The sequence below is a fragment of the Alistipes sp. CHKCI003 genome, from assembly GCF_900021155.1.
Taxonomy (GTDB): Bacteria; Bacteroidota; Bacteroidia; order Bacteroidales; family Rikenellaceae; genus Alistipes; species Alistipes excrementavium.
Map to the genome: position 1 here is coordinate 1 of NZ_FCNT01000083.1, position 25,284 is coordinate 25,284.

Annotated in this window: 17 protein-coding genes and 1 tRNA gene; 12 read left to right on the forward strand and 6 right to left on the reverse strand. The window is 63.2% G+C overall.

Annotated elements, in window-relative coordinates; all coding sequences use genetic code 11:
* Positions 1-160: 160 nt before the first annotated feature.
* The 6 genes from BN3659_RS10545 (at position 161) to rpsA (ending at position 5,909) form a co-directional block, all read left to right on the forward strand.
* Positions 161-1,162 (forward strand): FecCD family ABC transporter permease, encoded by a 1,002-nt coding sequence (locus tag BN3659_RS10545; protein ID WP_091536824.1) that lies wholly within the window; start codon positions 161-163, stop codon positions 1,160-1,162.
* Positions 1,162-1,926: an ABC transporter ATP-binding protein gene (locus BN3659_RS10550; RefSeq protein ID WP_091536825.1), complete on the forward strand. Its 765-nt coding sequence runs from the start codon at positions 1,162-1,164 to the stop codon at positions 1,924-1,926. The genes BN3659_RS10545 and BN3659_RS10550 overlap by 1 nt, the downstream gene beginning before the upstream one ends.
* 100 nt (positions 1,927-2,026) lie before the next feature.
* Positions 2,027-2,098: transfer RNA gene (locus BN3659_RS10555), tRNA-Glu, on the forward strand.
* Positions 2,099-2,337: 239 nt separating this feature from the next.
* The gene (gene rpsT / locus BN3659_RS10560; RefSeq protein WP_091536827.1) at positions 2,338-2,589 is read left to right on the forward strand and encodes a 30S ribosomal protein S20; all 252 of its coding nucleotides are present in this window, start codon (positions 2,338-2,340) and stop codon (positions 2,587-2,589) included.
* An 800-nt stretch (positions 2,590-3,389) separates the two neighbouring features.
* Positions 3,390-3,983 (forward strand): GNAT family N-acetyltransferase, encoded by a 594-nt coding sequence (locus BN3659_RS10565; RefSeq protein ID WP_091536828.1) that lies wholly within the window; start codon positions 3,390-3,392, stop codon positions 3,981-3,983.
* A 132-nt stretch (positions 3,984-4,115) separates the two neighbouring features.
* Entirely contained in the window at positions 4,116-5,909 is a 1,794-nt protein-coding gene (gene rpsA / locus BN3659_RS10570) for a 30S ribosomal protein S1 (RefSeq protein WP_091536830.1), read from the forward strand.
* 876 nt (positions 5,910-6,785) lie between these two features.
* On the opposite strand, the gene BN3659_RS10575 is transcribed toward rpsA, so the two are convergent.
* The 5 genes from BN3659_RS10575 to thiL all read right to left on the reverse strand — a co-directional run bounded on the left by BN3659_RS10575 (position 6,786) and on the right by thiL (position 10,656).
* Positions 6,786-7,715, reverse strand: coding sequence for a DMT family transporter (locus tag BN3659_RS10575; protein WP_091536832.1), 930 nt, complete (start codon positions 7,713-7,715; stop codon positions 6,786-6,788).
* Between the two features lie 722 nt (positions 7,716-8,437).
* Positions 8,438-8,878, reverse strand: a complete 441-nt coding sequence (gene rplI / locus BN3659_RS10580) for a 50S ribosomal protein L9 (RefSeq protein ID WP_091536833.1) — start codon at positions 8,876-8,878, stop codon at positions 8,438-8,440.
* Positions 8,879-8,896: 18 nt separating this feature from the next.
* Positions 8,897-9,178, reverse strand: a complete 282-nt coding sequence (gene rpsR, locus BN3659_RS10585; RefSeq protein ID WP_091536835.1) for a 30S ribosomal protein S18 — start codon at positions 9,176-9,178, stop codon at positions 8,897-8,899.
* Positions 9,179-9,181: 3 nt separating this feature from the next.
* On the reverse strand, positions 9,182-9,526 hold the full coding sequence (gene rpsF, locus BN3659_RS10590) for a 30S ribosomal protein S6 (protein WP_091536836.1): 345 nt from the start codon (positions 9,524-9,526) through the stop codon (positions 9,182-9,184).
* An 83-nt stretch (positions 9,527-9,609) separates the two neighbouring features.
* The gene (gene thiL / locus BN3659_RS10595) at positions 9,610-10,656 is read right to left on the reverse strand and encodes a thiamine-phosphate kinase (RefSeq protein WP_091536838.1); all 1,047 of its coding nucleotides are present in this window, start codon (positions 10,654-10,656) and stop codon (positions 9,610-9,612) included.
* 94 nt (positions 10,657-10,750) lie between these two features.
* Here thiL and BN3659_RS10600 point away from each other — a divergent pair, with 94 nt between their 5' ends.
* Positions 10,751-11,326, forward strand: coding sequence for an adenylate kinase (locus BN3659_RS10600; protein ID WP_091536839.1), 576 nt, complete (start codon positions 10,751-10,753; stop codon positions 11,324-11,326).
* Between the two features lie 1,383 nt (positions 11,327-12,709).
* Here BN3659_RS10600 and BN3659_RS10610 read toward each other — a convergent pair.
* A complete protein-coding gene (locus tag BN3659_RS10610) occupies positions 12,710-14,122 on the reverse strand; it encodes a bifunctional metallophosphatase/5'-nucleotidase (protein ID WP_091536842.1) in 1,413 nt (470 codons plus the stop codon).
* An 81-nt stretch (positions 14,123-14,203) separates the two neighbouring features.
* Here BN3659_RS10610 and BN3659_RS10615 point away from each other — a divergent pair, with 81 nt between their 5' ends.
* From BN3659_RS10615 to BN3659_RS10635, 5 genes are all read left to right on the forward strand, one after another.
* On the forward strand, positions 14,204-15,877 hold the full coding sequence (locus BN3659_RS10615; RefSeq protein WP_091536844.1) for a nucleoside kinase: 1,674 nt from the start codon (positions 14,204-14,206) through the stop codon (positions 15,875-15,877).
* A gap of 37 nt (positions 15,878-15,914) precedes the next feature.
* Positions 15,915-18,740 carry an aminomethyl-transferring glycine dehydrogenase gene (gene gcvP / locus BN3659_RS10620; protein ID WP_091536845.1) on the forward strand — a complete coding sequence of 942 codons (2,826 nt, stop codon included), beginning with the start codon at positions 15,915-15,917 and terminating at the stop codon, positions 18,738-18,740.
* 841 nt (positions 18,741-19,581) lie between these two features.
* Positions 19,582-20,124: an FKBP-type peptidyl-prolyl cis-trans isomerase gene (locus BN3659_RS10625; RefSeq protein WP_091536847.1), complete on the forward strand. Its 543-nt coding sequence runs from the start codon at positions 19,582-19,584 to the stop codon at positions 20,122-20,124.
* Between the two features lie 1,025 nt (positions 20,125-21,149).
* Positions 21,150-22,667 (forward strand): WG repeat-containing protein, encoded by a 1,518-nt coding sequence (locus BN3659_RS13545; protein ID WP_253181080.1) that lies wholly within the window; start codon positions 21,150-21,152, stop codon positions 22,665-22,667.
* A gap of 885 nt (positions 22,668-23,552) precedes the next feature.
* Entirely contained in the window at positions 23,553-25,283 is a 1,731-nt protein-coding gene (locus BN3659_RS10635) for a DUF4954 family protein (protein ID WP_091536848.1), read from the forward strand.
* The last annotated feature ends 1 nt before the right edge of the window (position 25,284 follow it).

Genomic DNA, 25,284 nt, shown 5'->3' on the forward strand with positions numbered 1-25,284 from the left:
ACCCCCCCGTCCGCACGGTCCTCACGGGCCGCCTCGTCCGCACGGTCCGCGACATCCGCACCGTTTTACAGGTCGCCCGCACCGCCCGCGCCGGGCGGCCCCTCCCGTCCGCACCGGCACGGCGGACGCACGGAATATCCACCTCCGATTCATTTCGACGATGACCCGCCGGCCGCTGCTCTTCGTGCTTCTTTCGCTGCTGCTCGCGGCGCTCTTCGCCGCCGATCTGGCCGTAGGCTCGGTAGCGGTCTCGTTCGGGGATATTTGGGGCGCGCTCACCGGCGGTGCGTGCGACCCGGTATCCCGCGAGATCATCCTCAAGATCCGGCTGCTGAAAGCCTCGACGGCCCTTCTCGCCGGCATGGCGCTGGCGGCCAGCGGCCTGCAGATGCAGACCCTCTTCCGCAACCCGCTCGCAGGCCCCTACGTACTGGGCATCAGCTCGGGCGCCGGACTGGGCGTGGCGCTCTTTCTTTTGGGCGCCCCCCTGCTCGGTGTCGCGAACCACACGCTGCTCCAGTCGCTCGGCATCGCAGGGGCCGCATGGCTCGGTTCGGCCCTCGTGCTGTTCGTCATCGTGGCCGTCAGCCGCCGCATCAAGGACATCATGGTTCTCCTGATCCTCGGCATGATGTTCGGCTCGGGCATCGGCTCGGTGGTCGAGATCCTGCAATACCTCAGCGAGGAGTCGGCGCTCAAATCGTTCGTCATCTGGACCATGGGTTCGCTCGGAGACGTAACGGCCGCCCAGATGGCGCTCATCGCGCCCGTCGTCGGAGCGGGTCTGACGCTCTCCGTCGCGGCGATCAAACCCCTCAACCTGCTGCTTCTGGGCGAAAACTATGCCCGCACGATGGGTCTCGACATCGTTCGTTCGCGTCGGCTCGTCTTCCTCTCGACCGTGCTGCTCGCCGGCACCGTAACCGCCTTCTGTGGTCCGATCGGCTTCATCGGGCTGGCCGTGCCCCACCTCGCGCGCATGCTCTTCGCCAGCGCCGACCACCGCATCCTGATGCCGGCGTCGATGCTCACGGGCGCCGTGCTGCTCCTCGTCTGCGACCTCGTCGCCAAGAGCCTCGCCTTCCCGATCAACACCATCACGGCCCTCTTGGGCATCCCGGTGGTGATATTCGTCGTACTCCGCAACCGCAATCTTTTCTGATGGGCATCACACTCCGCCGCCTCACGCTGAGCTACGGCTCGCGCATCCTGCTCGACCGCGTTTCGGCCGACCTCCCCGACAGTGCGCTCACGGCGCTTCTCGGCCGCAACGGCACCGGCAAAAGCACGCTTCTGCGCGCCATCGCCGGTCTGGGTCCCTCGGCCTCGGGCTCCATTCGCCTGTGCGGGCGGGAGCTGCACGGGCTCACGCAGCGGCAACGGGCCCGGACCGTCGGTTTCGTCGCCACGGACAAGGTCCGCATCGCCAACCTCACCTGCGAGGAGGTCGTCGCACTGGGCCGTGCGCCCTACACCGACTGGATCGGCCGCCTGAGCGGCGGCGACCGCGAAATCGTGCGGCATGCGCTGCGGCTGACGGGCATGGAGTCGTTCGCCGCGAAGACGATGGACACGCTCTCCGACGGCGAATGCCAACGCATCATGATCGCCCGCGCGCTCGCCCAAGACACGCCCGTGATCCTGCTCGACGAACCCACGGCGTTTCTCGACCTACCGAACCGCTACGAGCTCTGCACCCTGCTGCGGCGTCTGGCCCGCGAGCAGCACAAGTGCATCCTCTTCTCGACGCACGAGCTCGACATCGCCCTCTCGCTCTGCGACGGCGTGGCGCTGATCGACCCGCCCGCGCTGCACCACCTGCCGACCTCCGAGATGATCCTCAGCGGCCATATCGAGCGTCTTTTCGCGGGCGGCGGCATCCGCTTTGATCCCGCGTCGCGGAGCGTCCGGCCCCTAAAAGAATAGAAGAAACGATTTTTTTCATCCATTTTTTTGTTCGGGCCGCTTTTTTGTTTACCTTTGCACCGCTAAAGTAACCCCGCCGAGGAGGGGAAATAGCGGTAAAGGCCCGTTCGTCTATCGGTTAGGACGCAAGATTTTCATTCTTGAAAGAGGAGTTCGACTCTCCTACGGGCTACTCGAACGGCGTTTCCGCCGACGCGGAAATGACGGACGGGCGAACGATGCGAGGAGCGGGCTCACGCCTATCCGCAAACAGCCGAGGCTGTACGAAGAATAAGGAGCCGGAGAGGGGGAGGGCCGGAATCCATCGGATTCCGCCACGCCCGGGACCGGCAAAAATGCGACGGAGCGGAGGAAGTCCTCCGACCCGCGAAAAAAGAAACGGAAAAAGTAAAAATATAAAGTTCAAAAGTTATGGCAAACCATAAGTCGTCGAAAAAACGCATCCGCCAGACAGCAACCAAGCGTGCGCACAACCGCCTTTACCACAAGACGGCCCGCAACGCCGTGAAGGCCCTGCGCAATACCACCGAGAAGAGCGCCGCCGAGGCTCTGCTTCCGAAGGTAACCGCTATGCTGGACAAGCTCGCAAAGCACAACATCGTCCACAAGAACAAGGCGGCCAACCTGAAGAGCGCCTTGCAGCTCCATGTGAACGCTCTGTAATAGAACCGGTTTACCGATCCGAGAGATCCCGGCTTCCCCGATCGGGGAAGCCGGATATTTTTTGCGCCCCTCCCGCGATTCTCCGGTGTTTCTCTTGTCCCCCATCGGTTGCATCGGTACAGGCGGCGGGGACGAACACCGGAACAGACGCCGGAACAGATGACCGGAACAGATGACCGGATAAGTAGTCGGACAAGTGCCCGAGACAAGTGGCCGGGACAAACACCAGAACAAATGCCGGAACAGACGCCGGGACAAATGGTCGGGACAAACACCAGAACAGACACCGGCACAAATACCGAAACAAATGCCGGAACAAACACCAGCACAAATGCCAGAACAGACACCGGCACAAATACCGGAACAAATGACCGGACAAGTGGCCGGAACAGACACCGGCACATGCAGCAGACCGCCAGCATCGCCCGACACGATGTCGGCGGCGCGGGCAGAAGGGCCGCTCGCTGCCGGGGTGCGGACGGTCTGTCGCGCACCCGAGGCGTGTGCAGGCCACCGAAGCCGTCATGCTGCCAAACGTCTGCGACAGGTAAGAAAAGTGGCACCGAGCCCTGTTCCCGAAGCGCCGCGCAAAGACCACCGTGAAGACCGCCTCCCGACCGTGCGTTGCGGCACCGCCCCTTCCCCGGGAGCACCGCAACGCGAGAACGGAAGCCGAAGACGAATCTCCGCGCTCCGCCCGGAGCGTACATATGATCCCGCCGCCGAGACTGCACGACAAACCTACATGACAAAAGTGCATGATAAGACTGTCCTGTGAGACTGCACGACAAGACCGCACGATGAAAGATACGATCCTCGAAACCGACCGGCTGCTCCTCCGCGAACTCCGCGACAGCGATTTCGCAGCCTTGCGGCGCATGCTGCAAGACCCCGCCGTGATGTATGCCTACGAAGGCCCCCTCTCCGACCGCGAAGCGACCGAGTGGTTCGAACGTCAGAAAATGCGCTATGCGCAAGACGGATTCGGGCTCTGGGCCGCGATCCGCAAGTCGGACGACACGTTCGTCGGCCAGTGCGGCATCACGATGCAGCCCTACCGCGAACGGCGCGTGCCGGAGATCGGCTACCTGCTGTGCCGCAACTGCTGGCACGCGGGCTATGCGACCGAAGCCGCCGCGGCCTGCAAGCGCCTCGCGTTCGGACCGCTCGGCATGGAGCGCATCTATTCGTTCGTCCGCGACAGCAACGTCGCCTCGCAGCGGGTGGCGCTGCGCAACGGAATGCGGCGGACGGACACCGTCGTAAAACGCTTTCGCGGAGTCGACATGCCCCACTTCGTCTTCTGCGCGGAGCGCGCCGGCCGCGAACGGCAGCCGGAGGCCGTCCGCCTGCCGTCGCCGCATCCGCCCGGCGCCGTTCCGCCCGACAAATAGAAATTCAAGCCGCTTTTTTTGGCCGTCCGGACGAAAAGCCGTATATTTGTGCGCCCGTGCGATGTCCGCATCGGGCAACGAATTTATTATTAACCATTTAACGAGCGATTGAATCGCACATTCATTTCCGCTATGGAAGAAAACAACAAAGCAGTCGCCAACGAGAGCTTCGACTGGAACGCATTCGAGAACGATCTGGGCGTGTACGACCAACCCAAGGAGGAGATTGCCGCCGCCTACGACAAGACGTTGTCGAACGTAGCCGTCGGCGAGGTGGTCGAGGGCACCGTCATGCACATCAACAAACGCGAAGTGGTCGTGAACATCGGCTACAAGAGCGAGGGCATCATCCCCGTGTCGGAGTTCCGCTACAATCCCGATCTGAAGGTCGGCGACAAGGTCGAGGTCTACGTCGAGTCGGCCGAGGACAAGAGCGGCCAGCTCGCGCTGTCGCACAAGAAGGCCCGCCAGCTCAAGTCGTGGGACCGCGTCAACGAGGCGCTCGAAAAGGACGAGATCATCAAGGGATACATCAAGTGCCGCACGAAGGGCGGCATGATCGTCGACGTCTTCGGCATCGAGGCGTTCCTGCCCGGCTCGCAGATCGACGTGAAACCCATCCGCGACTACGACGTATACGTCGACAAGACCATGGAGTTCAAGGTGGTGAAGATCAATCAGGAGTTCCGCAACGTGGTCGTGTCGCACAAGGCGCTCATCGAGGCCGAGCTCGAAGCCCAGAAGCAGGTCATCATGTCCAAGCTGGAGAAGGGCCAGATCCTCGAAGGCACCGTCAAGAACATCACCTCGTACGGCGTATTCGTCGATCTGGGCGGCGTCGACGGTCTGATCCACATCACGGACCTGTCGTGGGGCCGCGTAAGCCACCCCGAGGAGGTCGTGCAGCTCGACCAGAAGATCCGCGTCGTGATCCTCGACTTCGACGATGCCAAGAAGCGCATCGCTCTGGGTCTCAAGCAGCTCGAACCCCATCCGTGGGAGGCGCTCGACGCTTCGCTCAAGGTGGGCGACCATGTGAAGGGCCGCGTCGTCGTGATGGCCGACTACGGTGCGTTCGTCGAGATCGCCCCCGGCGTGGAGGGTCTGATCCACGTATCGGAGATGTCGTGGAGCCAGCACCTGCGCTCGGCTCAGGACTTCCTGAAAGTGGGCGACGAAGTCGAGGCCGTCATCCTGACGCTCGACCGCGAGGAGCGCAAGATGTCGCTGGGCATCAAGCAGCTCACGCCCGATCCGTGGGAGAACATCGAGACCAAATACCCCGTCGGCACGCGCTGCACGGCCAAGGTGCGCAACTTCACGAACTTCGGCGTATTCGTCGAAATCGAGGAGGGCATCGACGGTCTGATCCATATCTCGGACCTCAGCTGGACCAAGAAGGTGAAGCATCCGGGCGAGTTCACGCAGGTAGGCGCCGACATCGAGGTGGTGGTGCTCGAAATCGACAAGGACAACCGCCGTCTGAGCCTCGGCCACAAGCAGCTCGAAGAGAATCCTTGGAACGCCATCGAGGGGCAGTTCGCTCCGGACAGCGTACACGAAGGCACCATTACGGAGCTCACGGAGAAGGGTGCCGTGGTATCGCTGGGCGAAAACATCGAAGGATACGCCCCGGCGCGTCACCTCGTCAAGGAGGACGGCACGACCGCCAAGGCCGGCGAGAAGCTGCCCTTCAAAGTGCTCGAATTCTCGAAAGCCACCAAGCGCATCACGCTCTCGCACACCCGTCTGTTCGAGGAGGCCAAGAAGGCCGAATACGCAGCCGAGAAGGCCGAGAAACGCGCAGCGGCCGACGCTACGAAGTCTACCGTGAAGAAGATCAACGCTTCGGTCGAAAAGACCACGCTGGGCGACATCGCCGGTCTGGCCGCCCTGAAAGCCGCCATGGAGAAGGAGGAGAAGTAATTCCGCTCTTCCTGCGAAACGATCCGCAAAGAGGCTGTCCGAAACTTGTCGGACAGCCTCTTTCTGCATTCGCACCGCCTTCGCCCCCGGAGAGGCTAATTCTCAAAGCGTTGAAACCTCATCAGCCCCCTCCTCTTCCTCATTCGTACCGGTTCCCGGGGGAGAACTCCGACAGGAAACTCTCCGAACAGGAAACCCTCCGAAAGGAACGGAAAAACGGGACGGCCTCTCCTGTTTATCCGTCCGTATATTCTAAAATGTTCGTCGACAAACGTTCGGGTTCCGAAAGAATCGGCCCTCCTCTTCGCCGGCAAGGCTCCCGGCACCCGAACCGGAGTGCACCTCACGGAATCCCCGTAACCGGAATGCAGATGCGAAAGCGTAACGCGGAAACAGATGCAGAATGCAGAATCGGAACGCGGAATCGGAATGCGGAATCGAAACGCGGAATCGGAACGCGGAATCGGAACGCGGAATCGGAACGCGGAATCGGAACACGGAATCGAAACGCAGAATCGGAACGCGGAATCGGAACGCGGAATCGGAACGCGGAATCGGAACGCGGAAACAGATGCAGAATCAAATGCGGAATCAGAACGCAGAATCGAAACGCGGAATCGAAACGCGGAATCGAAACGCGGAATCGGATGCCGCCATTTCGTACGAAAGCCCGTGGGTAAATGCCGACGGGCCCCCTCCCCCGAGAGGCAAGGGCCTGCCACATCAAAGCAGCCCGCCGGATACCCCGCCCCGACAACCGTCCGACCGCCCGGTACGCGGCATGTCATCCGCAGCGGACGTGCGGAGAAACGCGCGAAGCGGAACAGGACCGCCGCTCCCCGCCCGGACCATCCGCGCGGCTGCGCACAGCCGCACTCAGTGGACCCTGCTCGCCGGCGGATCCTCATGCGTGAGGTAGGAACGCAGCACGAGCCCCACGCCCACGAAGATCACGAGGGCGAAACAGACCGTGTCGACATGCAACCGGTCGAGCCCCATCCAGACGGAAATGATGATTGCCAGCACGGGCTGGAGATAGGTGTAGATACTCGTTACGACGGGCTGCACGAACTTGAGGGCGAAATTGAGCAGCAGATTCGGCACGTAGGTCGGGGCGATCAACACGAAAAATACCGAGAAGAGCACCTTGCCGCTCGATGCGATGAGCGCGTAATCCGTATGAACGATGTCCCGGATGCCGAAAGGGAGCATCACGACGGCCGCCGTGCAATAGACCCACCGGAGCATCGTCGTGATGTCGTACTTGGCCACCAGCTTCTTGAACCAGACCATATAGAGCGAAGTAACGCACGCACAGAGGAAAATCATGATATTGCCCCAAAGATGCGAGTGGACATGCGCCGACGATGCGCCTGTGAGCACCACGGCCACGGCGCCGGCCATGCCCAGTACGAGCCCCGCGACCTTGAGCCGCGTGAATCGGTCGATGCCGAGCACGACGGAGAGCAGCAGGACGAGCAGCGGGACGATGGTGTCGATGATCGAACCGTCGATCGGCGAGGTCATCGACAGACCGTACATGATGAAGACCTTGCGGGCCACGCCGATCAGCAGTCCGGCGCCGATCAGCTTCGGGATGTCGCGTCTCTCGACCTTTTGGGCCTTCTGCCAGAGGAGAGGGACGAGCGAAAGGAGAGCCGTAACGACCAGCGAAGCCGCGATCATGGCGATCGGCTCGATATAGCGGGGAAGCACGAGGTTATAGAACGGATAGTCCATCGCCCAAATGACGTTGCAGACAAGCAGGGCGATATGCGGAACGAATCGGGATCGGACGGCACTCATGTATTCGACTTTCCGAGCGGAAAAACAAAAACAGTGCCCGAAGAAGTCCGGGGATGCGGGTGAAGGAATCGGAAATTACGTTTCGCCAAACCGAGTGCTGAGACGAAATCGGGTTCGGACACTCCCGGAGCCGGAAAGAGACGAAAGAAATTCAAACGTTTCGCCAACCCGAGCGCCGAGACGAAATCGGGTTCGGACACTCCCGGAGCCGGAAAGGGACGAAAAGGATTCAACCGTTTCGCCAAGCCGAGCGCCGAGACGAAATCGTTTTCGGACACTCCCGGAGCCGGAAAGGGACGAAAGGGATCAAAGGAATCTCTGCGGACACAGCTCACGATTCTGCCGTCTCCGCTCGCTTCTGCGTCCGTCCCGCTTTCGCTCCCGCCGGGGCGCATCGACCCGCAGCCGACCGCTGCGAGGGAGGGGCGGGCCGGCGACCGACAGGGCCTTCTCGCAACCTCCTCAGTCTAAGGACAAAGCGCATCGAAAAAACAGCAAGGAGCTGTCTACCGAGTCTGATTTCAACGATTTCACGGGAGTGTCTGACAAGTTTTTTTAACCCTCCGAAAATTGCGCATTCGGAAAAGTTCCCGAATAGCCGTACGAATAAAAAAAGGGATGTCTAAAACGTGTTAGACAGCCCCATGATTTCCGATTTTCGGGACTTGTTAGACAGTCCCCTTGTGTTAGACAGCCCCCTTGCCGTTCATCGCAACTCCGGATTACTCCGCGGCGACTACGCTGAATTTGATCGTAGCCTTCACGTCGCGATGCAACTTGGCGACGGCCTCGTACTCGCCCACGGTCTTGATGCCCTCGACGACGATCGCCTTGCGGTCGAGCTCCACGCCCTTGGCGGCCAGCGCCTCCGCCAGATCGGCGGCCGTAACCGTACCGAAGAGCTTGCCCTCCTCGGCCTTCGCCGTCAGCACGACGGGCAGGTTGGCGATCTTCTCGGCCAACGCCTGCGCGTCGGCGAGGATCTTGGCGTCCTTGTGGGCGCGCTGCTTGAGGTTCTCGGCCAGCACCTTCTTGGCCGAAGCGGTCGCAGCCTTGGCATAACCCTGAGGAATGAGGTAGTTGTTCGCATAACCGGGCTTCACGTTCACGATGTCGTTCGCATAGCCCAAGTTCTCCATATCTTTAATCAGTATGATTTCCATGGTATCTCCTCCTCTATATTATTTCATACAATCGGTTACGAACGGCAGAATCGCAAGGTGGCGGGCACGCTTCACGGCCTGTGCGACCTTCTTCTGGAACTTCTGCGAAGTACCCGTCAGGCGGCGGGGCAGGATCTTGCCCTGCTCGTTGAGGAACTTTTTGAGGAACTCGCCGTCCTTGTAATCCACATACTTGATGCCGAGCTTCTTGAAACGGCAGTATTTCTTCTTCTTGACGTCTACCGAGACGGGATTGAGGTACCGGATCTCCGACTGCGCTGCATTGTTTTCCTGTGCCATGACTTACTCCTCCTGTTTGTTAGAAAGTTTCGCACGACGTTTCTCCGAGTACTCCACGGCGAACTTGTCCTGCTTGAAAGTTAAGAAACGGATGATGCGCTCGTCGCGGCGGTACTGCGTTTCGAGCGCGTCGACGAGCGAACCCTCGCCCGTGAACTCCATGAGGAAATAGAATCCGGTGGTCTTCTTCTGAATGGGATAGGCGAGCTTCTTCAGGCCCCACGCCTCCCTGTTCACGATCTGACCGCCGTTCTCGGTGATGACACCTTGGAATTTGTCAGCGACCTCCTGCACCTGTGCATCCGACAGGACGGGCGTAACAATGAAAACGGTTTCGTAATTGTTCATGACTTTAATCGGTTAATTATTCCCCGAGGGGAGCGCAAATATACGGATTTTTTCGCAATCCGCAATCCGTGCGACGTTTTTTTCTAATTCGCGGCCTCTTTTTCCGGAAAGCCCTGCGCCCGGAGGCGGATCTCCGAGCCGTCGGGCGTTACGAGAAACGCTCCGGATGCCTCGTCGGTGATGTGGCCGATCACATCGACCAGCCCCAGACGCATCACCCGCTCCCGCACCGCGAGCGGCACGGTGAAGAGCAGCTCGTAGTCCTCGCCGCCGTTGAGCGCCGCGATCACCGGATCGGTGTGCATCTCCTCGGCCAGCGCCGAGGTCTGGCGGGCGATCGGGATGCGGTCCAGATAGATGCGCGCACCGCACTTCGAAGCCTTGCAGATCTGGAGCAGGTCGCCGGACAGACCGTCCGACAGGTCGATCATCGACGTGGGCACGATTCCCTCCTCCGCGAGCGCCTCGACGACATCCGTCCGCGGACGCGGCTTGAGGTACTTCTCCAGCAGGTATTCGTATCCGGCGAACTGCGGCTCGGGGTTCTCCGCATCGCCCAGCACGCGCTTCTCGCGTTCGAGCAGCCGCAGTCCCATGTAGGCGGCGCCGAGGTTGCCCGTGATGCAGATCAGGTCGTGCTTGCGCGCGCCCGAACGATAGACCACCCGGTCGCGCGCGGCCGCCCCGACGGCCGTGATGCCGAGCACGAGGCCCGTCATCGAAGCCTTCGTATCGCCGCCCACGAGGTCGAGCCGCTGCTCGCGGCATGCGAAGGCGATCCCCTCGTAGAGGTCGTCGAGCGCCTCGACCGGGAGCTTCGACGAAAGACCGAGCGAGACGACGATCTGCTCGGGGGTGCCGTTCATGGCGAGGATGTCGCTCACGCCGGCCGTTACGGCCTTGTATCCCAAGTGCTTGAGCGGGAAATAGGTTAGATCGAAATCGACCCCTTCGTAGAGCGTGTCCGTCGAGCAGAGCACCACCTCGCCCTCGGCCGGTGCGATCACGGCCGCGTCGTCGCCCACGCCGGCCACGGTCGACGGGTTGCCCTTGCCGAAAGCGCGTGTCAGCCGGTCGATCAGACCGAACTCGCCCAGCTCGGCGATCTCCGTGCGTTTCTTATTCTCCATGAGTTTCGGATTTTTCACAAAATTAGGCGAAATCCCTTGTTTCCGCAAAAAATAACGTAAATTTGTATCACGAATCATAAAAACGATCTGAAACATGGTTAACATCGTCTTATTCGGCGCACCGGGCTGCGGCAAAGGCACGCAGGCCCAACGACTGAAAGAGCACTACGGCATCCATCATGTCTCCACCGGCGAAGTGATCCGAGGTGAAATCGCCCGCGGCACGGAGCTGGGCAAACGCATGGAGTCCTACATCAGGGAGGGCAAGCTGGCCCCCGACGAAATCGTCATCGACATGATCGCCAACTACGTGGCCGAACACAAGGAGGCGAAAGGCTGCATCTTCGACGGTTTTCCGCGCACGACGAGGCAGGCCGAGGAGTTCGACCGGATTCTGGCCGGGCACGGGCTGAAGGTGGATCTGATGGTCGACATCCACGTGCCGGAGGAGGAGCTGGTGAAACGCATCCTGCTCCGCGGCAAGGATTCGGGCCGCGCGGACGATGCTTCGGAGGAGGTGATCCGCGGCCGTATCGAAGTCTACCGCCGGCAGACGCAGGTCGTCGCCGACTTCTACGCCAAACAGGACAAGTATGCCGACGTCGACGGAGTGGGTTCGATGGACGAGGTCTTCGACCGCATCCGCGCGGTGATCGACCGGAAATTATAGAGCCTGCACCGCCCTCATCCTGCTGCTCGCGGCTGGATGCGGACGCGGGATGCAGGCGGGCACGGGATGCGGGCACGGGCGGCGGACGGGCACTCGCATTGCGCACGAAATGCCGGCGCCGGCTTCGCTGCCGGCAGGAGAGGTTGTCTGACGAGTTCGGACAGCCTCTTTTCGTTCGCACCGCCGTTCCGTTCGGCATACGCGATTCCCGAAGGAGGAAATCCTGTCGGGCAGTCCTTTCTCATCAGAACAGAGGAGCGGAACGGTCGGAGCTGGGGAGCGGCGGAAACGGGGGCCGGACAGAAAGATGCCGGGACAGGGGCGTCGCGGACAAAAAAAGGCCGGCCGGAACCGTGAGCAGGGTTTCGGCTGGCCTGTAAGAAAACTAATTTTCGACGGTGGGTCGAGACAAGGTGTCGATTCTGGCGCCGCAGGTTCTTAAGCTGCGACTCCGAGAACGCGGGGTTCACCATGCAGCGCACTTACGTTCATGCGCCGCACCCTGCGAGAGCGGGAATCGGCAGTGCTTGCCGCGGCCGCAGTCCGGGAAAAAACCGAACCGAGCGTTGCGGAGCTCGGCCGCAAGTCGAAAGAGAGCCGCGGGACGGGAAAGAACCGCAAACTGGAAGAGGGCCGGGAGAAGGCCATGGGCCGAGAGAGAACCGCGGGACGGAAGGCAGAAAACGAGGATACGAACTTTATCCGATAATAAAAGAGTTGTTTTCGCGGGGCCGGGAGCGTCCGCGCTTGTACGATGACCGCCGGAGGAGGGGGGGGTAAGACCGGAGGCAGGATGAAGCGACCGTGTCGCCAAACCGGGAACAGCGTCGAACGCGGTGCGAACTACGCCCCGGCAACCTTATGTGATCGTGTCGGCGGTATTGCTGTTCCCGGCAGCGGAACGGCATGTTTCTCGGGCGGGTGCACGCCGCCGCATCGGGATTGCGAACGGCCGAACACGGCGAAAGCAATGTCGGAGACACGACAGAAAAAATCAGAAAAATATACTTTATCGGTCGTCTTTCGAGGCTCTCGGGGCAACCGAAGGGGACACAGACTGCGGAGCATGCCGCCGCCCGAACAAAAATGCCCCGCAGCCGGAACAACACCGAGCGAGAACGAGCCGAAACAGAAACAGTCCGCAGCCGAAACGACACCGAGCGGGAACGAGCCGAAACAAAAACAGTCCGCAGCCGGAACGACACCGAGCGGGAACGAGCCGAAACAGAAACAGCCCGCGGCCGGAACAACACCGAGCGGGAACGAGCCGAAACAGAAACGGCCCGCGGCCGGAACGGCACCGAGCGGGAACGGGACGAACAGAAACAGTCCGCGCGCCACAGAGGGCGGCGGACCGTCGTTCGGCCGGCATGCGCAGGGGATTTACCGCTCCGCAACCCGCTGCCGCGGGGTGTTGTCGGGCACCACGGGCGAATCGTCCTCCAGCTCTTCGAGCAGCATGTCCGTAACGAGCAGACCCGTCTCGACGCCGTCCGTGTAGTGGAGATCGTCGTACTTATTATAAATGTAGTTGCTGACCGCCACCGAATAGGTCCGGCCCTCCGTGAGTTCCGGGAAACGGACATCCACGGCGTCGCGGCCGTCCGTAACGATCGTATAGGGCGTCGTCGAATAGAGGTCGATGCGATGCGCCTCCTTCGTATTCACCGGGTCGTTGTACTTCGAAAGGATCATCCGGCGCATCTGCTCGGGCGTCATCCGCAGCGTGCAGATCTCCGTCCCGAAGGGTTCGAGGTCGAAGAGGGTCGACAGCGCCACCTCGCCCGCGGGGATGCTGTCCAGACGCACGCCCCCGATGTGGTAGAAAGCCACGTCCGTATCGGTCTCGTCGGCCATGAGATCCGTCAGCCAGTTCGCTATTCCGGTCTGCACGGCGGTCTGCGCGAAGGCGCCCACGGGTTTGCGCAGGTCGGGATTCGCATAGTAGCGCTCCACCATGCCGGCGTACTCGGGATCGGGCCGGTATGCGTCCAGCGGAACCAGCCGGAAATCGACGCCCGCGACCTCGTGTCCGCGCAGGCGGACGGTCGTTACGCCGATGTTGCGCAGGTTCTTGCCCGTCTGCGTGAGCAGCGTGCCGTTCACCTCCTCGTCGATCTCCTCGTGGCTGTGGCCGCCGATCACCACGTCGTAGGCGGTCTCGGCGGCAAGCAGTTCGCGGTCGTGCGTCGACCCCATGTGCGAGAGGAGCACCAGCACGTCGCAACGGTCGGCGATCGAGGCGAAGCGGCGGGCCATCCGCTGCGGATCGGGGAAGGAGAGCCCGCGGAAGACGGCCTCCTGTCCGGCCGGATGGCCGTCGCCCTCGTAGTTGGTAACCACGCCGACGAAGCCGACCTTCACCCCGTGTTTCTTCACGACGACGCAGGGCTCAGGCTGCGGCACGGCCGTCGTATCGCTGAGGAGGTTGGCGCAGACGACCGGGAACTCCGCGAAGCGGAGCATGTCGCCCAGCACCCCCTGTCCGGGGTCGAACTCGTGGTTACCCACCGTCGCCGCGTCGTACCCGAGACGGTTCATCAGTTCGAGGATCGGACGACGGCCCTCGGCCATGTCGACGTAGGCGTTGCCCGTCCAGCGGTCGCCCGCGTCGACCAGAAAGACGATCCGGGCCGTGTCGCGGCAGGCCTCCACGGCCGCGGCCAGCTGCGGGAAGCGTTCGATCCGGGCATGGATGTCGTTCGTCGAGAGCAGGACGACGGTACGCTCGCGGGGAGCGCAGGCCGCGAGAAGCGCGAAGGCGCAGAACAGTCCGAAACGTATTGTCTTTTTCATAGATCCGCTTAAAATCTTTTACCGAATGTCAAAGTTACGAAGAAAATCGTTATCTTTACACACCATTATCCGGAAAATCTTATGTCCGACACCATTGAAGTCGTATGCGACAACATCGGCGGCACGATCGAGGTCGCCATGGGCACCACGCTGCGCGAAGTCGAACAGCGGCTCGGCATCGCGGGGCCCCGGCCTTTTCTGGCAGCCTATGTGAACAACCGCATCAAGGAGCTCGACTACAAAATATATACCCCCGTTACGCTGCGCTTCGTGGACATCACCTCGTTCGAGGGCATCCGCGTCTATCAGCGCACGTCGTGGTTCATCCTCCAGAAGGCGGCGCGCGAGCTCTTTCCCGGGCATACGCTCCACATCCGGCACTCGATGGGTACGAGCGGTTTCTACTGCGAACTGGAGGGGATCGACGAATTCACGCGCGCCGACGCCGACGCGCTCCGGGAACGCATGCAGCGGATCGTCGAACGCGACCTGCCCATTGAACGCACGAAGGCGCTCACCTCGGAGGTGCGCGCCATCTACGAGGCGCAGGGCCTCGACGACAAGGTGGCGCTCATCGACACCCGTCCGCGCCTGTACAGCAAGCTCTACACCCTCGACGGGCTGGCCGGCTACTTCTACGGTTCGCTGGCCCCCTCGACGGGCTATGTCCGTCTGTTCGGCATCGAGCCCTACTACAACGGATTCTACCTCGCCCTGCCCCAGCGAACGGACCCCGACCGGCTGAACATGCGCATCCATCAGGAAAAGATGTTCGGCATCTTCCAAGAGTACCAGTCGTGGGTGCGGATCATGGGCGTGCCGACCGTGGGCGCCATCAACGCCAAGGTGCTCGCCGGCGACGGCGGAGGACTCGTAAAAATAGCCGAGGCGTTCCACGAACGCAAATTCGCATGGGTGGCCGACTCGATCCTCGAAGCCAACCTCTCGCGCGGAGTGCGCACGGTGCTGATCTCGGGCCCCTCGTCGAGCGGCAAGACCACCTCGGCCATGCGGCTCGGGATTCAGTTGGGCGTGCTGGGGCTCAAGCCCGTGCTCATCTCGCTCGACGACTACTTCGTCGACCGCGAAAAGACCCCGAAGGACGAAAACGGCGAATACGACTACGAAGCGCTCGAAGCCATCGACCTCGGGCTGTTCAACGACCATCTGCACCGCCTCATGCAGGGCCGGAGCGTCGACATCCCGCGCTACGACTTCATAACGGGCAAACGCCAGTGGCACCGCAACCCGCTGACGCTCGACGAACGCTCGATCCTCATCGTCGAAGGCATCCACGGACTGAACCCCGCGCTGACGCCGAGCATCCCCGACCGGCTCAAGTTCAAGATCTACATCTCGTGCTTCACCTCCGTGGCGATGGACAACGTCTCGCGCATCGCCACCACGGACAACCGGCTGCTGCGCCGCCTCACGCGCGACTACACGCAGCGGGGCGCCGACGCGCTCCAGACCCTCTCGCGCTGGGCGAGCGTGCGGCGCGGCGAGGAGAAGCACATATTCCCCTTTCAGGAGAACGCCGACGTGATGCTCAACTCGTCGCTCTTCTACGAAATCTCGGTCCTGCGCAACTTCGCCGAACCCATCCTGCGCGAAGTGCCCGACACGGTCCCCGAATACGACGAGGCGCGCCGCATGCTCGCCTTCCTCGACAACTTCATCCCGATCGGACCCGAGGAAATTCCGCCCACGTCGGTGCTCCGCGAGTTCATCGGCGGCAGCAGCTTCCGCTACTGAAACAATGACTAACCAAATAACAAACCACAGAAACGCAATGTTCGACAAATTCACTACGCGCCACATCGGCGTGAGCCGCGAAAGCGACCTGAAAGCCATGCTGGAGACCATCGGCGTCGGATCGGTCGAGGAACTGATCGCACAGGTGATCCCGCAGTCCATCCGTCTGAAGAAACCCATCGCGCTGCCCGCGGAGGGCATGAGCGAATACGAGTACGCGGCGCACATCCGTTCGCTGGCCGAGCGCAACCGCTGCCTGCGGTCGTTCATCGGCATGGGATACTACCCCAATGCCGTGCCGGCCGCCGTCGTGCGCAACGTCTTCGAGAACCCCGCATGGTACACCTCCTATACGCCCTATCAGGCCGAAATCTCGCAGGGCCGCCTCGAAGCGCTCCTGAACTTCCAGACGGCCGTGATCTCGCTCACGGGCATGCAGATCGGCAACTGCTCGCTGCTGGACGAAGGGACCGCCGCGGCCGAGGCGATGCTCATGATGTTCGCCCTGCGCTCGCGCGAGGCGGTCAGGGAGGGGCGCTGCCAGCTCTTCGTCGACCGCAACCTCTTCCCGCAGACGCTCGACGTGCTGCTCACGCGCAGCGAACCCTTCGGGATCGAACTGATCGTCGACGACTACGACCAGTACGAATTCACGGGCAAGGAGTTCGGCGCCGTCGTGCAGTATCCCGCCGCCGACGGCCATGTGCGCGACTACGCCGCCTTCGCCGCGGCCGCTCACGCCAAGGGGGCGCTCGTTACGGCCGTGGCGGACCTGCTGTCGCTCGCGCTGCTGAAGGCGCCGGGCGAATGGGGCGCCGACATCGCCGTGGGTTCGAGCCAGCGCCTCGGCACGCCGATGGGCTTCGGAGGACCCAGCGCCGGCTACATGACCACGCGCGAAGCCTACAAACGCAACATGCCGGGCCGCATCATCGGCGTCTCGGTGGACCGTCTGGGCCGCAAAGCGCTGCGCATGTCGCTCCAGATGCGCGAACAGCACATCAAACGCGAGAAGGCCACGTCGAACATCTGCACCGCCTCGGCGCTGATGGCCTCGATGACGGGCTTCTACTGCGTCTACAACGGCCCCGAGGGACTCAGGCGGGCGGCCGAAACCGCCCACGGAGCGGCCGCGGCCGTGGCCCGCGGGCTCGAAGCGCTCGACTACAAACTGGCGCACCGCAGCTTCTTCGACACGCTCGAAGTCGAGGCCGAGGCGGCCGTGATCCAGTCGCTCGCGCTCGAAAGCGGCATCAACTTCCACTACCCCTCGGAGGGCCGCGTGCGCATGTCGTTCGACGAAGTTACCACGCCGGCCGAGGTCGACGAGGTGATCCGCATCTTCGCCGAGGCCAAGGGCCGCAAGCCCAAGGCCGCGAAAGGCCCGGCCGAAGAGGCGATCCCCGCCGAGCTGCGCCGCACGAGCGCCTATCTGACGGAGCCGGTGTTCAACACCTACCGCTGCGAGAGCGACCTGATGCGCTACATCAAGCGCCTCGAACTGCGCGACATCTCGCTCGCCAACTCGATGATCTCGCTCGGCTCGTGCACGATGAAACTCAACGCCGCCTCGGAGATGCTGCCCCTCTCGCTGGCCGGATTCCAGAACATGCACCCCTTCGCTCCGGCCGATCAGGCCGAGGGCTACCTGCAGCTGATCGCCGAACTGGAGAAGGATCTGGCGGCCATCACGGGCTTCGCCGCCTGCTCGCTCCAGCCCAACTCGGGCGCCGCGGGCGAGTACACGGGGCTGATGGTGATCCGCGCCTACCACCAGAGCCGCGGGCAGGGCTACCGCAACATCGTGCTGATCCCCGCCTCGGCGCACGGCACGAACCCCGCCTCGGCGGCGATGGCCGGCATGAAGATCGTAACGGTAGCGTGCGACGACAAGGGCAACATCGACGTCGGAGACCTCAAGGCCAAAGCGCAGGAGCACAGCTCGGAGCTGGCCGGCATGATGATTACGTACCCCTCGACGCACGGCGTCTTCGAGAGCCGCATCCGCGAGATCGTCGACGCGGTGCACGACGCGGGCGGACAGGTCTACATGGACGGCGCCAACATGAACGCACAGGTGGGGCTCACGAACCCGGGATACATCGGCGCCGACGTCTGCCACCTCAACCTGCACAAGACCTTCGCCATGCCGCACGGCGGCGGCGGGCCGGGCGTGGGTCCGATCTGCGTGGCGGAGCACCTCCGCGCGTTCCTGCCGTCGCACCCGATCGTCCCGACGGGCGGCGAAGAGGGCATCACGGCCGTGGCATCGGCTCCGTGGGGCTCGGCGATGCTGCTGCCGATCACCTACGGCTACATCAAGATGCTGGGCGCCGACGGGCTGCGCCGCTGCACCGAAATGGCCATCGTCAACGCCAACTACATGTCGGCGGCGCTCCGCGGCGAGTACCGCACCTACTACTCGGGCGAGACGGGCCGCGTGGGCCACGAGATGATCCTCGACCTGACGAACTTCAAGCACGACTACAACATCGACTGCGGCGACATCGCCCGCCGGCTGATGGACTACGGATTCCACGCCCCGACGCTCTCGTTCCCCGTGCACGAGACGCTGATGGTCGAACCCACCGAGTCGGAGCCGAAGGCCGAAATGGACCGCTTCATCGCAGCTCTGGTGCAGATCAAACGCGAGTGCGAGGCCGCCGCCGGGCAGACGGACAACGTGGTGGCGAACGCCCCGCACACGGCCCCGGAGCTCTGCGGCGAGTGGACCCATCCCTACTCGCGCGAGGAGGCCGCCTTCCCGCTCGAATGGATCCGCGAGGCGAAGTTCTTCCCCTACGTGTCGAAGATCGACAACGGCTACGGCGACCGCAACCTCTGCTGCCGCAACACGGACTGAAAAGTTCGCGGACACAGGCCGAAACCACAATCGGGGGGGGGACTGTCCGACAAGTTTTTTTAACCCCTGAGAATTGCGTATTCGGAAAAAGTTCACGAATAGCAGTACGGATAAAACGGGGCTGTCTAAAATTCGTTAGACAGCCCCGTTTCTATTTTTACCGCTCTTCGGGATTTTACCCGGACAGGCAATTCCCAAGCGGGGGGGGGAGAGTTGCAGGACGGCTTCTTCCCTACCGGTCCGGCGCATGTCTTCGGCGCGCCCTTTTCTGCGTTGCGAACTCCCGGACGGGCGGCCGGGCGGCTGTCGATTTGCGCCTCCGTGCGACCGTGTCCCGCATGGCGGGATGCGTCTTTTGCTTCGTACGAAGGTGCTTCAGGGACGGCCGAAGTCGGAAAAGGGCGCCCCGCCGTCCGAACGCTCGAAACGGGCGACTTTCGGGCGGGGCGTGTGCCCCGCCCGCGTTTTTCGTCGCTGTCAGTCCGGCGGATTCGGGGATGCCTTTCCCGGCGTTCGTCCGCTCTTCGGGGAACTTCGAGCAGGGAAATAAGGTGCGAAATCGAAGAAACATGCGGTTCGCCGCCGCCGAAGGGTACGAAGGGATCGTTCCGTCGTGCGACCGGCATCGCTCGGGCGATGGCGCAGGATGCCGGCACGGGGCAAGCAGTAGCAGAGCGGGGGGGGGAGAAAAGCGAGCGAGGGAGAAGGGAAAACGCGGACAAGCCCGCTGTTTTCGGCAGCCGCCCCGAAATACGGGGCAGATTATTCCCTCCGATTTGCGAAAACCCGCGGGAAAAATCCTACCTTTGCAAAACTTAATTTCTTAACACAGCAAATTCGCATGAAAGTAGAACAGAACAAAATGGTCGGCGTGGACTACAAGCTCACCGTAGACGGCCAAATCGCAGACCGGTCGCGCCCGGGAGAGCCCCTCGAATTCATCTTCGGGACAGGCATGCTGCTGCCCAAATTCGAAGAGGCTATCCTCGGCAAGGAGGTCGGCGAGAAGGTCTCGTTCACGCTCGATCCCAAGGACGGCTACGGAGAACGGATCGCCGAGGCCGAGGTGGATCTGCCGAAAGAGATATTCATGGTGGACGGCAAACTGACCGAAGAGATCCTCTTCGTCGGTTCGCAGGTGCCCATGAGCGACAATCAGGGCAACCGCATGATGGGCATCGTCAAGGAGGTCGGCGACCAGACCGTCAAGATGGACTTCAACCACCCGATGGCCGGCAAGACGCTCAACTTCGACGTCGAGGTGGTGTCGGTGCGCGACGTAACGCCCGAAGATTTGCAGGGCGGATGCGGATGCGGCGACTGCAGCGGCGGTTGCGAAGGCGGATGCGGCGGCCACGACGAGGGCCACTGCAACTGCCACTGATCATCCGGAGACGGCAAGGGGCTGTCCAACGGGTTTCGGACAGCCTCTCTGCTTCATTCGCACCGCCATCCGGGACTTTCCAGAACAACCATTCCCCCAAGGACGGTAAGGGAGACGGTTTGTCGGAGAACCTCCTTTCCCAATCCGGCAGTGCGTTCCGGCCGTTTTCGCGGCCGCACGACGGGTTTGCACACCGGACAGCACGCCAAGAATGCATGCCGGAACCACATGCCGGGGCAATACGCCGAGACCGCACGACGGGTTTGCACACCGGAACAGCACGCCAAGAATGCATGCCGGAACCACATGCCGGGGCAATACGCCGAGACTGCACGACGGGTTTGCACACCGGACAGCATGCCAAGAATGCATGCCGGAACCACATGCCGGGGCAATACGCCGGGACCGCACGACGGGTTTGCACACCGGACAGCACGCCAAGAATGCATGCCGGAACCACATGTCGGGGCAATACGCCGAGACTGCACGACGGGTTTGCACACCGGACAGCATGCCAAGAATGCATGCCGGAACCACATGCCGGGGCAATACGCCGAGACCGCACGAAGGGTTTGCACACCGGACAGCATGCCAAGAATGCATACCGGAACCACATGCCGGGGCAATACGCCGAGACCGCACGACGGGATTGCACACCGGAACAGCACGCCAAGAATGCATGCCGGAACCACATGTCGGGGCAATACGCCGAGACCGCACGACGGGTTTGCACACCGGGACAGCACGCCAAGAATGCATACCGGAACCACATGTCGGGGCAATACGCCGAGACCGCACGAAGGGTTTGCACACCGGACAGCATGCCAAGAATGCATACCGGAACTACATGTCGGGGCAATACGCCGAGACCGCACGACGGGTTTGCACACCGGACAGCATGCCAAGAATGCATGCCGGAACTACATGCCGGGGCAATACGCCGGGACCGCACGACGCGGTCGGCGAGGAAAGTGCGAGAGAGGGCTTCGCTCCCGGCACCGAAACCGCAAAAACACCTCTGAGCCTTGATTTCAGTCCGTCAATATCTCTTCTCGGTCGGCAACTCCCGCGGCCTGACGCGCACGCTGGGCCGGATCGACGTATGCCGCGACGCCGACGGCCGGATGTGCTACCGCGCGGGAAACAGCGCCGTGGTGTTCAAAATCCGCCGCGGCGGTGCATGTTACGCCCTGCGCTGCTACACGCGCAAAACGCGCAACCTCGAAGCCGTCTACGGACCCAAGCTGCTGCGCGGCGAACTCTTCGTCTACCGCGACGACCGGCAGGGCGAATGGACCGACGTGGTGGTCGACCGCTGGGTCGAGGGCCAAACGCTCCACGAGCGGATCGCAGCGGCCGACCGCGCGGAGTTCGCACGTCTGGCCGAAGCGTTCGACCGGCTCGCCGCCGCCATGACGGCCGACGACTGCGCCCACGGCGACCTGAAACCCGAGAACATCGTCGTCCGGCCCGACGGCACGCTCCGCCTCATCGACTTCGACGCCTCGTTCCTGCCCGCGTTCGCCGGCACGGAGAGTCCCGAGCTGGGCACGGCAGCGTTCCAGCATCCGGCCCGCACGACGGCGGATTTCGACGCCCGGCTCGACGACTTCCCCGCCGCGCTGATCTCCACGGCCCTCCACGCACTCGCCTGCGATCCCACGCTGCGCGAACGCTACGACACGCAGGACACGCTCCTGATCGACCCGCACCGTCTGCCGGCCGACGAGGCGCTGCGCGAAATACTCGCACTCTTCGAACGACAGGGCATGGCCCTCTCCTACCGCATCGCCCGCCTTCTGCTCTCGCCCGGCTACCGGCTGCCCGGACTGCCCGAGCTGTTCGCCCGTGCCGTCCGAACCGGTGCGGCATACGGCACGGCACACGCGGCTGCGGCACGGCCGCAGAATCGGTCGCAGAAGGCTCCGTGCACGGCACACGGTGAGCGGAACAGCCGGTCCGGCGGGGACGGGGCCGTCGGTGTCGGCGAAGTGCTGAACACCTCAGACATCCCCTTCCGGACGGAGACCGACGAAGACACCCTATGCGCCGCACACGGTAAGCGGAACAGCCGGTCCGGCGGGGACGGAGCCGTCGGTGTCGGCGGGGCGCCGGACGCCCTATGCGACACGGAAGCCCCGTCCGAGCGGTCGACCGCGCCCCTCGTCCCGCCGGACACAGCCGGAACGGAGGGCTTCCGGTGCGCTCCGTCCGAAACCGCGCCACCCGCCGAAGCGCCCGAGCTCTTCGTCGAACACGGTCTCTGGGGATACCGCGATCTCCGAACGGGCGAAGCGACGATTCCGCCCCTATACGACTGCGGATTCGACTTCACCGAGGGGCTGGCCGCCGTACGACTGGGGCGCACATGGCATTTCATCGACACCGACGGACACACGGTGATTCGCTGTCCGGGGTGCGAAGCCGTCAAACCGTTCCGAGACGGAAAGGCCCGTATCCTCCGCGGCGGACGCATCTCGGAAATCGACCGCGACGGGCACGAAACACCGCCTGCGGATTCCGTCGCAGAGGACATCTGCTGATGCGCGCCGCAACGGGTCCGGCCGCAAACCGCTCGTCGGACCGTTCGACACGCGGGCGGAACGGACGGGCTGTGCGGATGCGGAACGGACGAACCCGGGACCCGAGCATCCGACGCAACAACTTAGGCCGCAAACCGCCCGTCGGACCGTTCGACACGCGGGCGGAACGGACGGGCTGTGCGGATGCGGACCGGACGAACCCGAGACCCGAGCATCCGACGCAACAACTTAGGCCGCAAACCGCCCGTCGGACCGTTCGACACGCGGGCGGAACGGACGGGCTGTGCGGATGCGGACCGGACGAACCCGGGACCCGAGCATCCGACGCAACAACTTAGGCCGCAAACCGCCCGTCGGACCGCTCGACACGCGGGCGGAACGGACGGGCTGTGCGGATGCGGAACGGACGAACCCGAGACCCGAGCATCCGACGCAACAACTTAGGCCGCAAACCGCCCGCCGGACCATTCGACACGCGGGCGGAACGGACGGGCTGTGCGGATGCGGGCCGGACGAACCCGGGATCCGAGCATCCGACGCAACAGCAGCCGGATCGCTTATCCGCGCGCAACAGAACGACGGACGGAAATCCGACGATGACGGGTCGCACGGACGCATTCGCTCCAGTGCGCGGTGCGCATCAAGCGGAAAGACTGCCGCGCACGCAGCACACGCAACCGGCACCGATCCGAAGCGCACCCGGGCCGGAACGGTTGCGCAGAGCCGCCGAAAAACGGGCGTCCGCCCACTCCGGAGGAGAGGCTCCCGCGCCGTGCAGACACGGCCGGCGCACACAAAAATCGCCCCGCCGCCTGTTTTTTGCCGACAAATCGTTATATTTGCATCTGTAAAAAATTGCAATCCGGACGCCTTCCGGCAAAACAGATGGCACGATTGAGAAACTTAACCCCTGCGGAAATCGCTGAGGCCGAAACTCTCGGCTCGTCGGCCGACGACTGGACGCAGGTCATGGTCTCGGAGGATTTCCGGCCCGGGCAACTGCGCGCGAGCCGCTTGGAAGGGCGTGTGGAGATCGCTTCGGGCGCCCGCATCGTCTCGTCGCGCGTGCGCAACTACCGCATCGGCGAAGATTCGCTCGTCGAACAGGTTACGGCGCTCGAATGCCGGCACGAGAGCGCGTTCGGCAACGGAACGCCCGTGGCGGCGATGAACGAGTGCGGGGGGCGCACCGTCCGCATCTGCGACCTCATGTCGGCGCAGGCGGCCTATGCGTCGGCCGTCTACCGCCACCGCCCGCAGACAGTGGCGGCGCTGGAGCGCATGACCGAATCCGTGGTCCGCGCCCGCCGTTCGGCGATGGGCAGCGTGGGACGCGGCTGCCGGATCGTCGGCGCCCGCTTCGTCCGCGAAATGCGCATCGGCGACGGCGCGACAATCGACGGGGCCTCGCGCCTCGAAGAGGGCACGCTCGCCGAGGGCGCCGCCGTCGGCGCGGACGTCAAGGCGTCGCACTTCATCGCGGCCGAAGGCGCGCGCCTCGACAACGGCGCGATCGTCGAACGATGCTTCGTCGGCGAAAACTGCATCCTCTCCAACGGATTCACGGCCGTCGATTCGCTCTTTTTCGCCAACTCGCACTGCGAGAACGGCGAAGCCGCCTCCGTGTTCGCCGGCCCCTTCACCGTATCGCACCACAAGTCGTCGCTGCTGATCGCCGGCATGTTCTCCTTCTTCAACGCCGGCAGCGGCGCCAACCAGAGCAACCACCTCTTCAAGAGCGGCGCGGTGCACCAGTCGGTCCATCTGCGCGGCTGCAAGTTCGGCAGCGGAGCCTACATCATGTCGCCCGCGATCGAAGGGCCGTTCACCATCGTGCTCGGGCACCACTCCTCGCACCACGACACGTCGGAATTCCCCTATTCGTACCTCGTCGAAAAGGAGGAGCGCTCGATGCTCATGCCGGGCGCGAACCTCACGAGCTGCGGCGCCGTGCGCGACATCGAGAAGTGGGCGCAGCGCGACCGCCGGCGCGTGAGGCGCGACGTGGTCGATTTCGCGGAGTACAACCCCTACGTCTGCTCCGGCTTCGTCGCGGCCGTCAACACGCTCCACGCACTCGCCGAGGCCGATCCCGACGCAGGGTCGTACAACCACAGAAAAGTCGTCATCAAAGCCAATATGCTCCGGCGCGGAATCGGACTCTACAACAAAGCCGTCGTCGCCTCGATGGGCGCGATGCTCGCGCGGGGCGCCTCGGCGCCCGACGCCGACGGCAGCGGACGATGGCTCGACATCGCCGGACAATACATCACCAAACGCGCCGTCGACGAAATACTCGACGCGGTAGACGCCGGCTCGATCCGGACCTTCGCGGAGCTCGACGACCGCTTCCGCGCCTTCGACGCCCGCTACGACGACTATGCGCACAGCTACGCCGAAAACCTGCTGGCGAGCCTTCTGGGCCACCGCCCGTCGGCGCAGGAGATCGCCGAGGCGGTCGAAGCCGGTGCCAACGCCCACGCCGCCATGCGCCGCACGACGGACGCCGACCGGCAGCGCGACTGCTCGCCCGACATGGCCGTCGGATACGGGCTCGACAGCGACAGCGAAACTGAAATCATGGCGGACTACTCCGCCGTAAGAGGCCTCGAATAAA

Excerpts from the sequence above, each read along its gene's own strand:
- BN3659_RS10635 (WP_091536848.1), top strand. The coding sequence starts at position 23,553 with ATGGCACGATTGAGAAACTTAACCCCTGCGGAAATCGCTGAGGCCGAA.
- BN3659_RS10565 (WP_091536828.1), top strand. The coding sequence starts at position 3,390 with ATGAAAGATACGATCCTCGAAACCGACCGGCTGCTCCTCCGCGAACTC.
- BN3659_RS10575 (WP_091536832.1), bottom strand. The coding sequence starts at position 7,715 with ATGAGTGCCGTCCGATCCCGATTCGTTCCGCATATCGCCCTGCTTGTC.
- BN3659_RS10625 (WP_091536847.1), top strand. The coding sequence starts at position 19,582 with ATGAAAGTAGAACAGAACAAAATGGTCGGCGTGGACTACAAGCTCACC.
- BN3659_RS10610 (WP_091536842.1), bottom strand. The coding sequence starts at position 14,122 with ATGAAAAAGACAATACGTTTCGGACTGTTCTGCGCCTTCGCGCTTCTC.
- rpsT (WP_091536827.1), top strand. The coding sequence starts at position 2,338 with ATGGCAAACCATAAGTCGTCGAAAAAACGCATCCGCCAGACAGCAACC.
- BN3659_RS10600 (WP_091536839.1), top strand. The coding sequence starts at position 10,751 with ATGGTTAACATCGTCTTATTCGGCGCACCGGGCTGCGGCAAAGGCACG.
- BN3659_RS10545 (WP_091536824.1), top strand. The coding sequence starts at position 161 with ATGACCCGCCGGCCGCTGCTCTTCGTGCTTCTTTCGCTGCTGCTCGCG.
- BN3659_RS10550 (WP_091536825.1), top strand. The coding sequence starts at position 1,162 with ATGGGCATCACACTCCGCCGCCTCACGCTGAGCTACGGCTCGCGCATC.
- thiL (WP_091536838.1), bottom strand. The coding sequence starts at position 10,656 with ATGGAGAATAAGAAACGCACGGAGATCGCCGAGCTGGGCGAGTTCGGT.
- rplI (WP_091536833.1), bottom strand. The coding sequence starts at position 8,878 with ATGGAAATCATACTGATTAAAGATATGGAGAACTTGGGCTATGCGAAC.
- rpsA (WP_091536830.1), top strand. The coding sequence starts at position 4,116 with ATGGAAGAAAACAACAAAGCAGTCGCCAACGAGAGCTTCGACTGGAAC.
- BN3659_RS10615 (WP_091536844.1), top strand. The coding sequence starts at position 14,204 with ATGTCCGACACCATTGAAGTCGTATGCGACAACATCGGCGGCACGATC.
- rpsR (WP_091536835.1), bottom strand. The coding sequence starts at position 9,178 with ATGGCACAGGAAAACAATGCAGCGCAGTCGGAGATCCGGTACCTCAAT.
- rpsF (WP_091536836.1), bottom strand. The coding sequence starts at position 9,526 with ATGAACAATTACGAAACCGTTTTCATTGTTACGCCCGTCCTGTCGGAT.
- gcvP (WP_091536845.1), top strand. The coding sequence starts at position 15,915 with ATGTTCGACAAATTCACTACGCGCCACATCGGCGTGAGCCGCGAAAGC.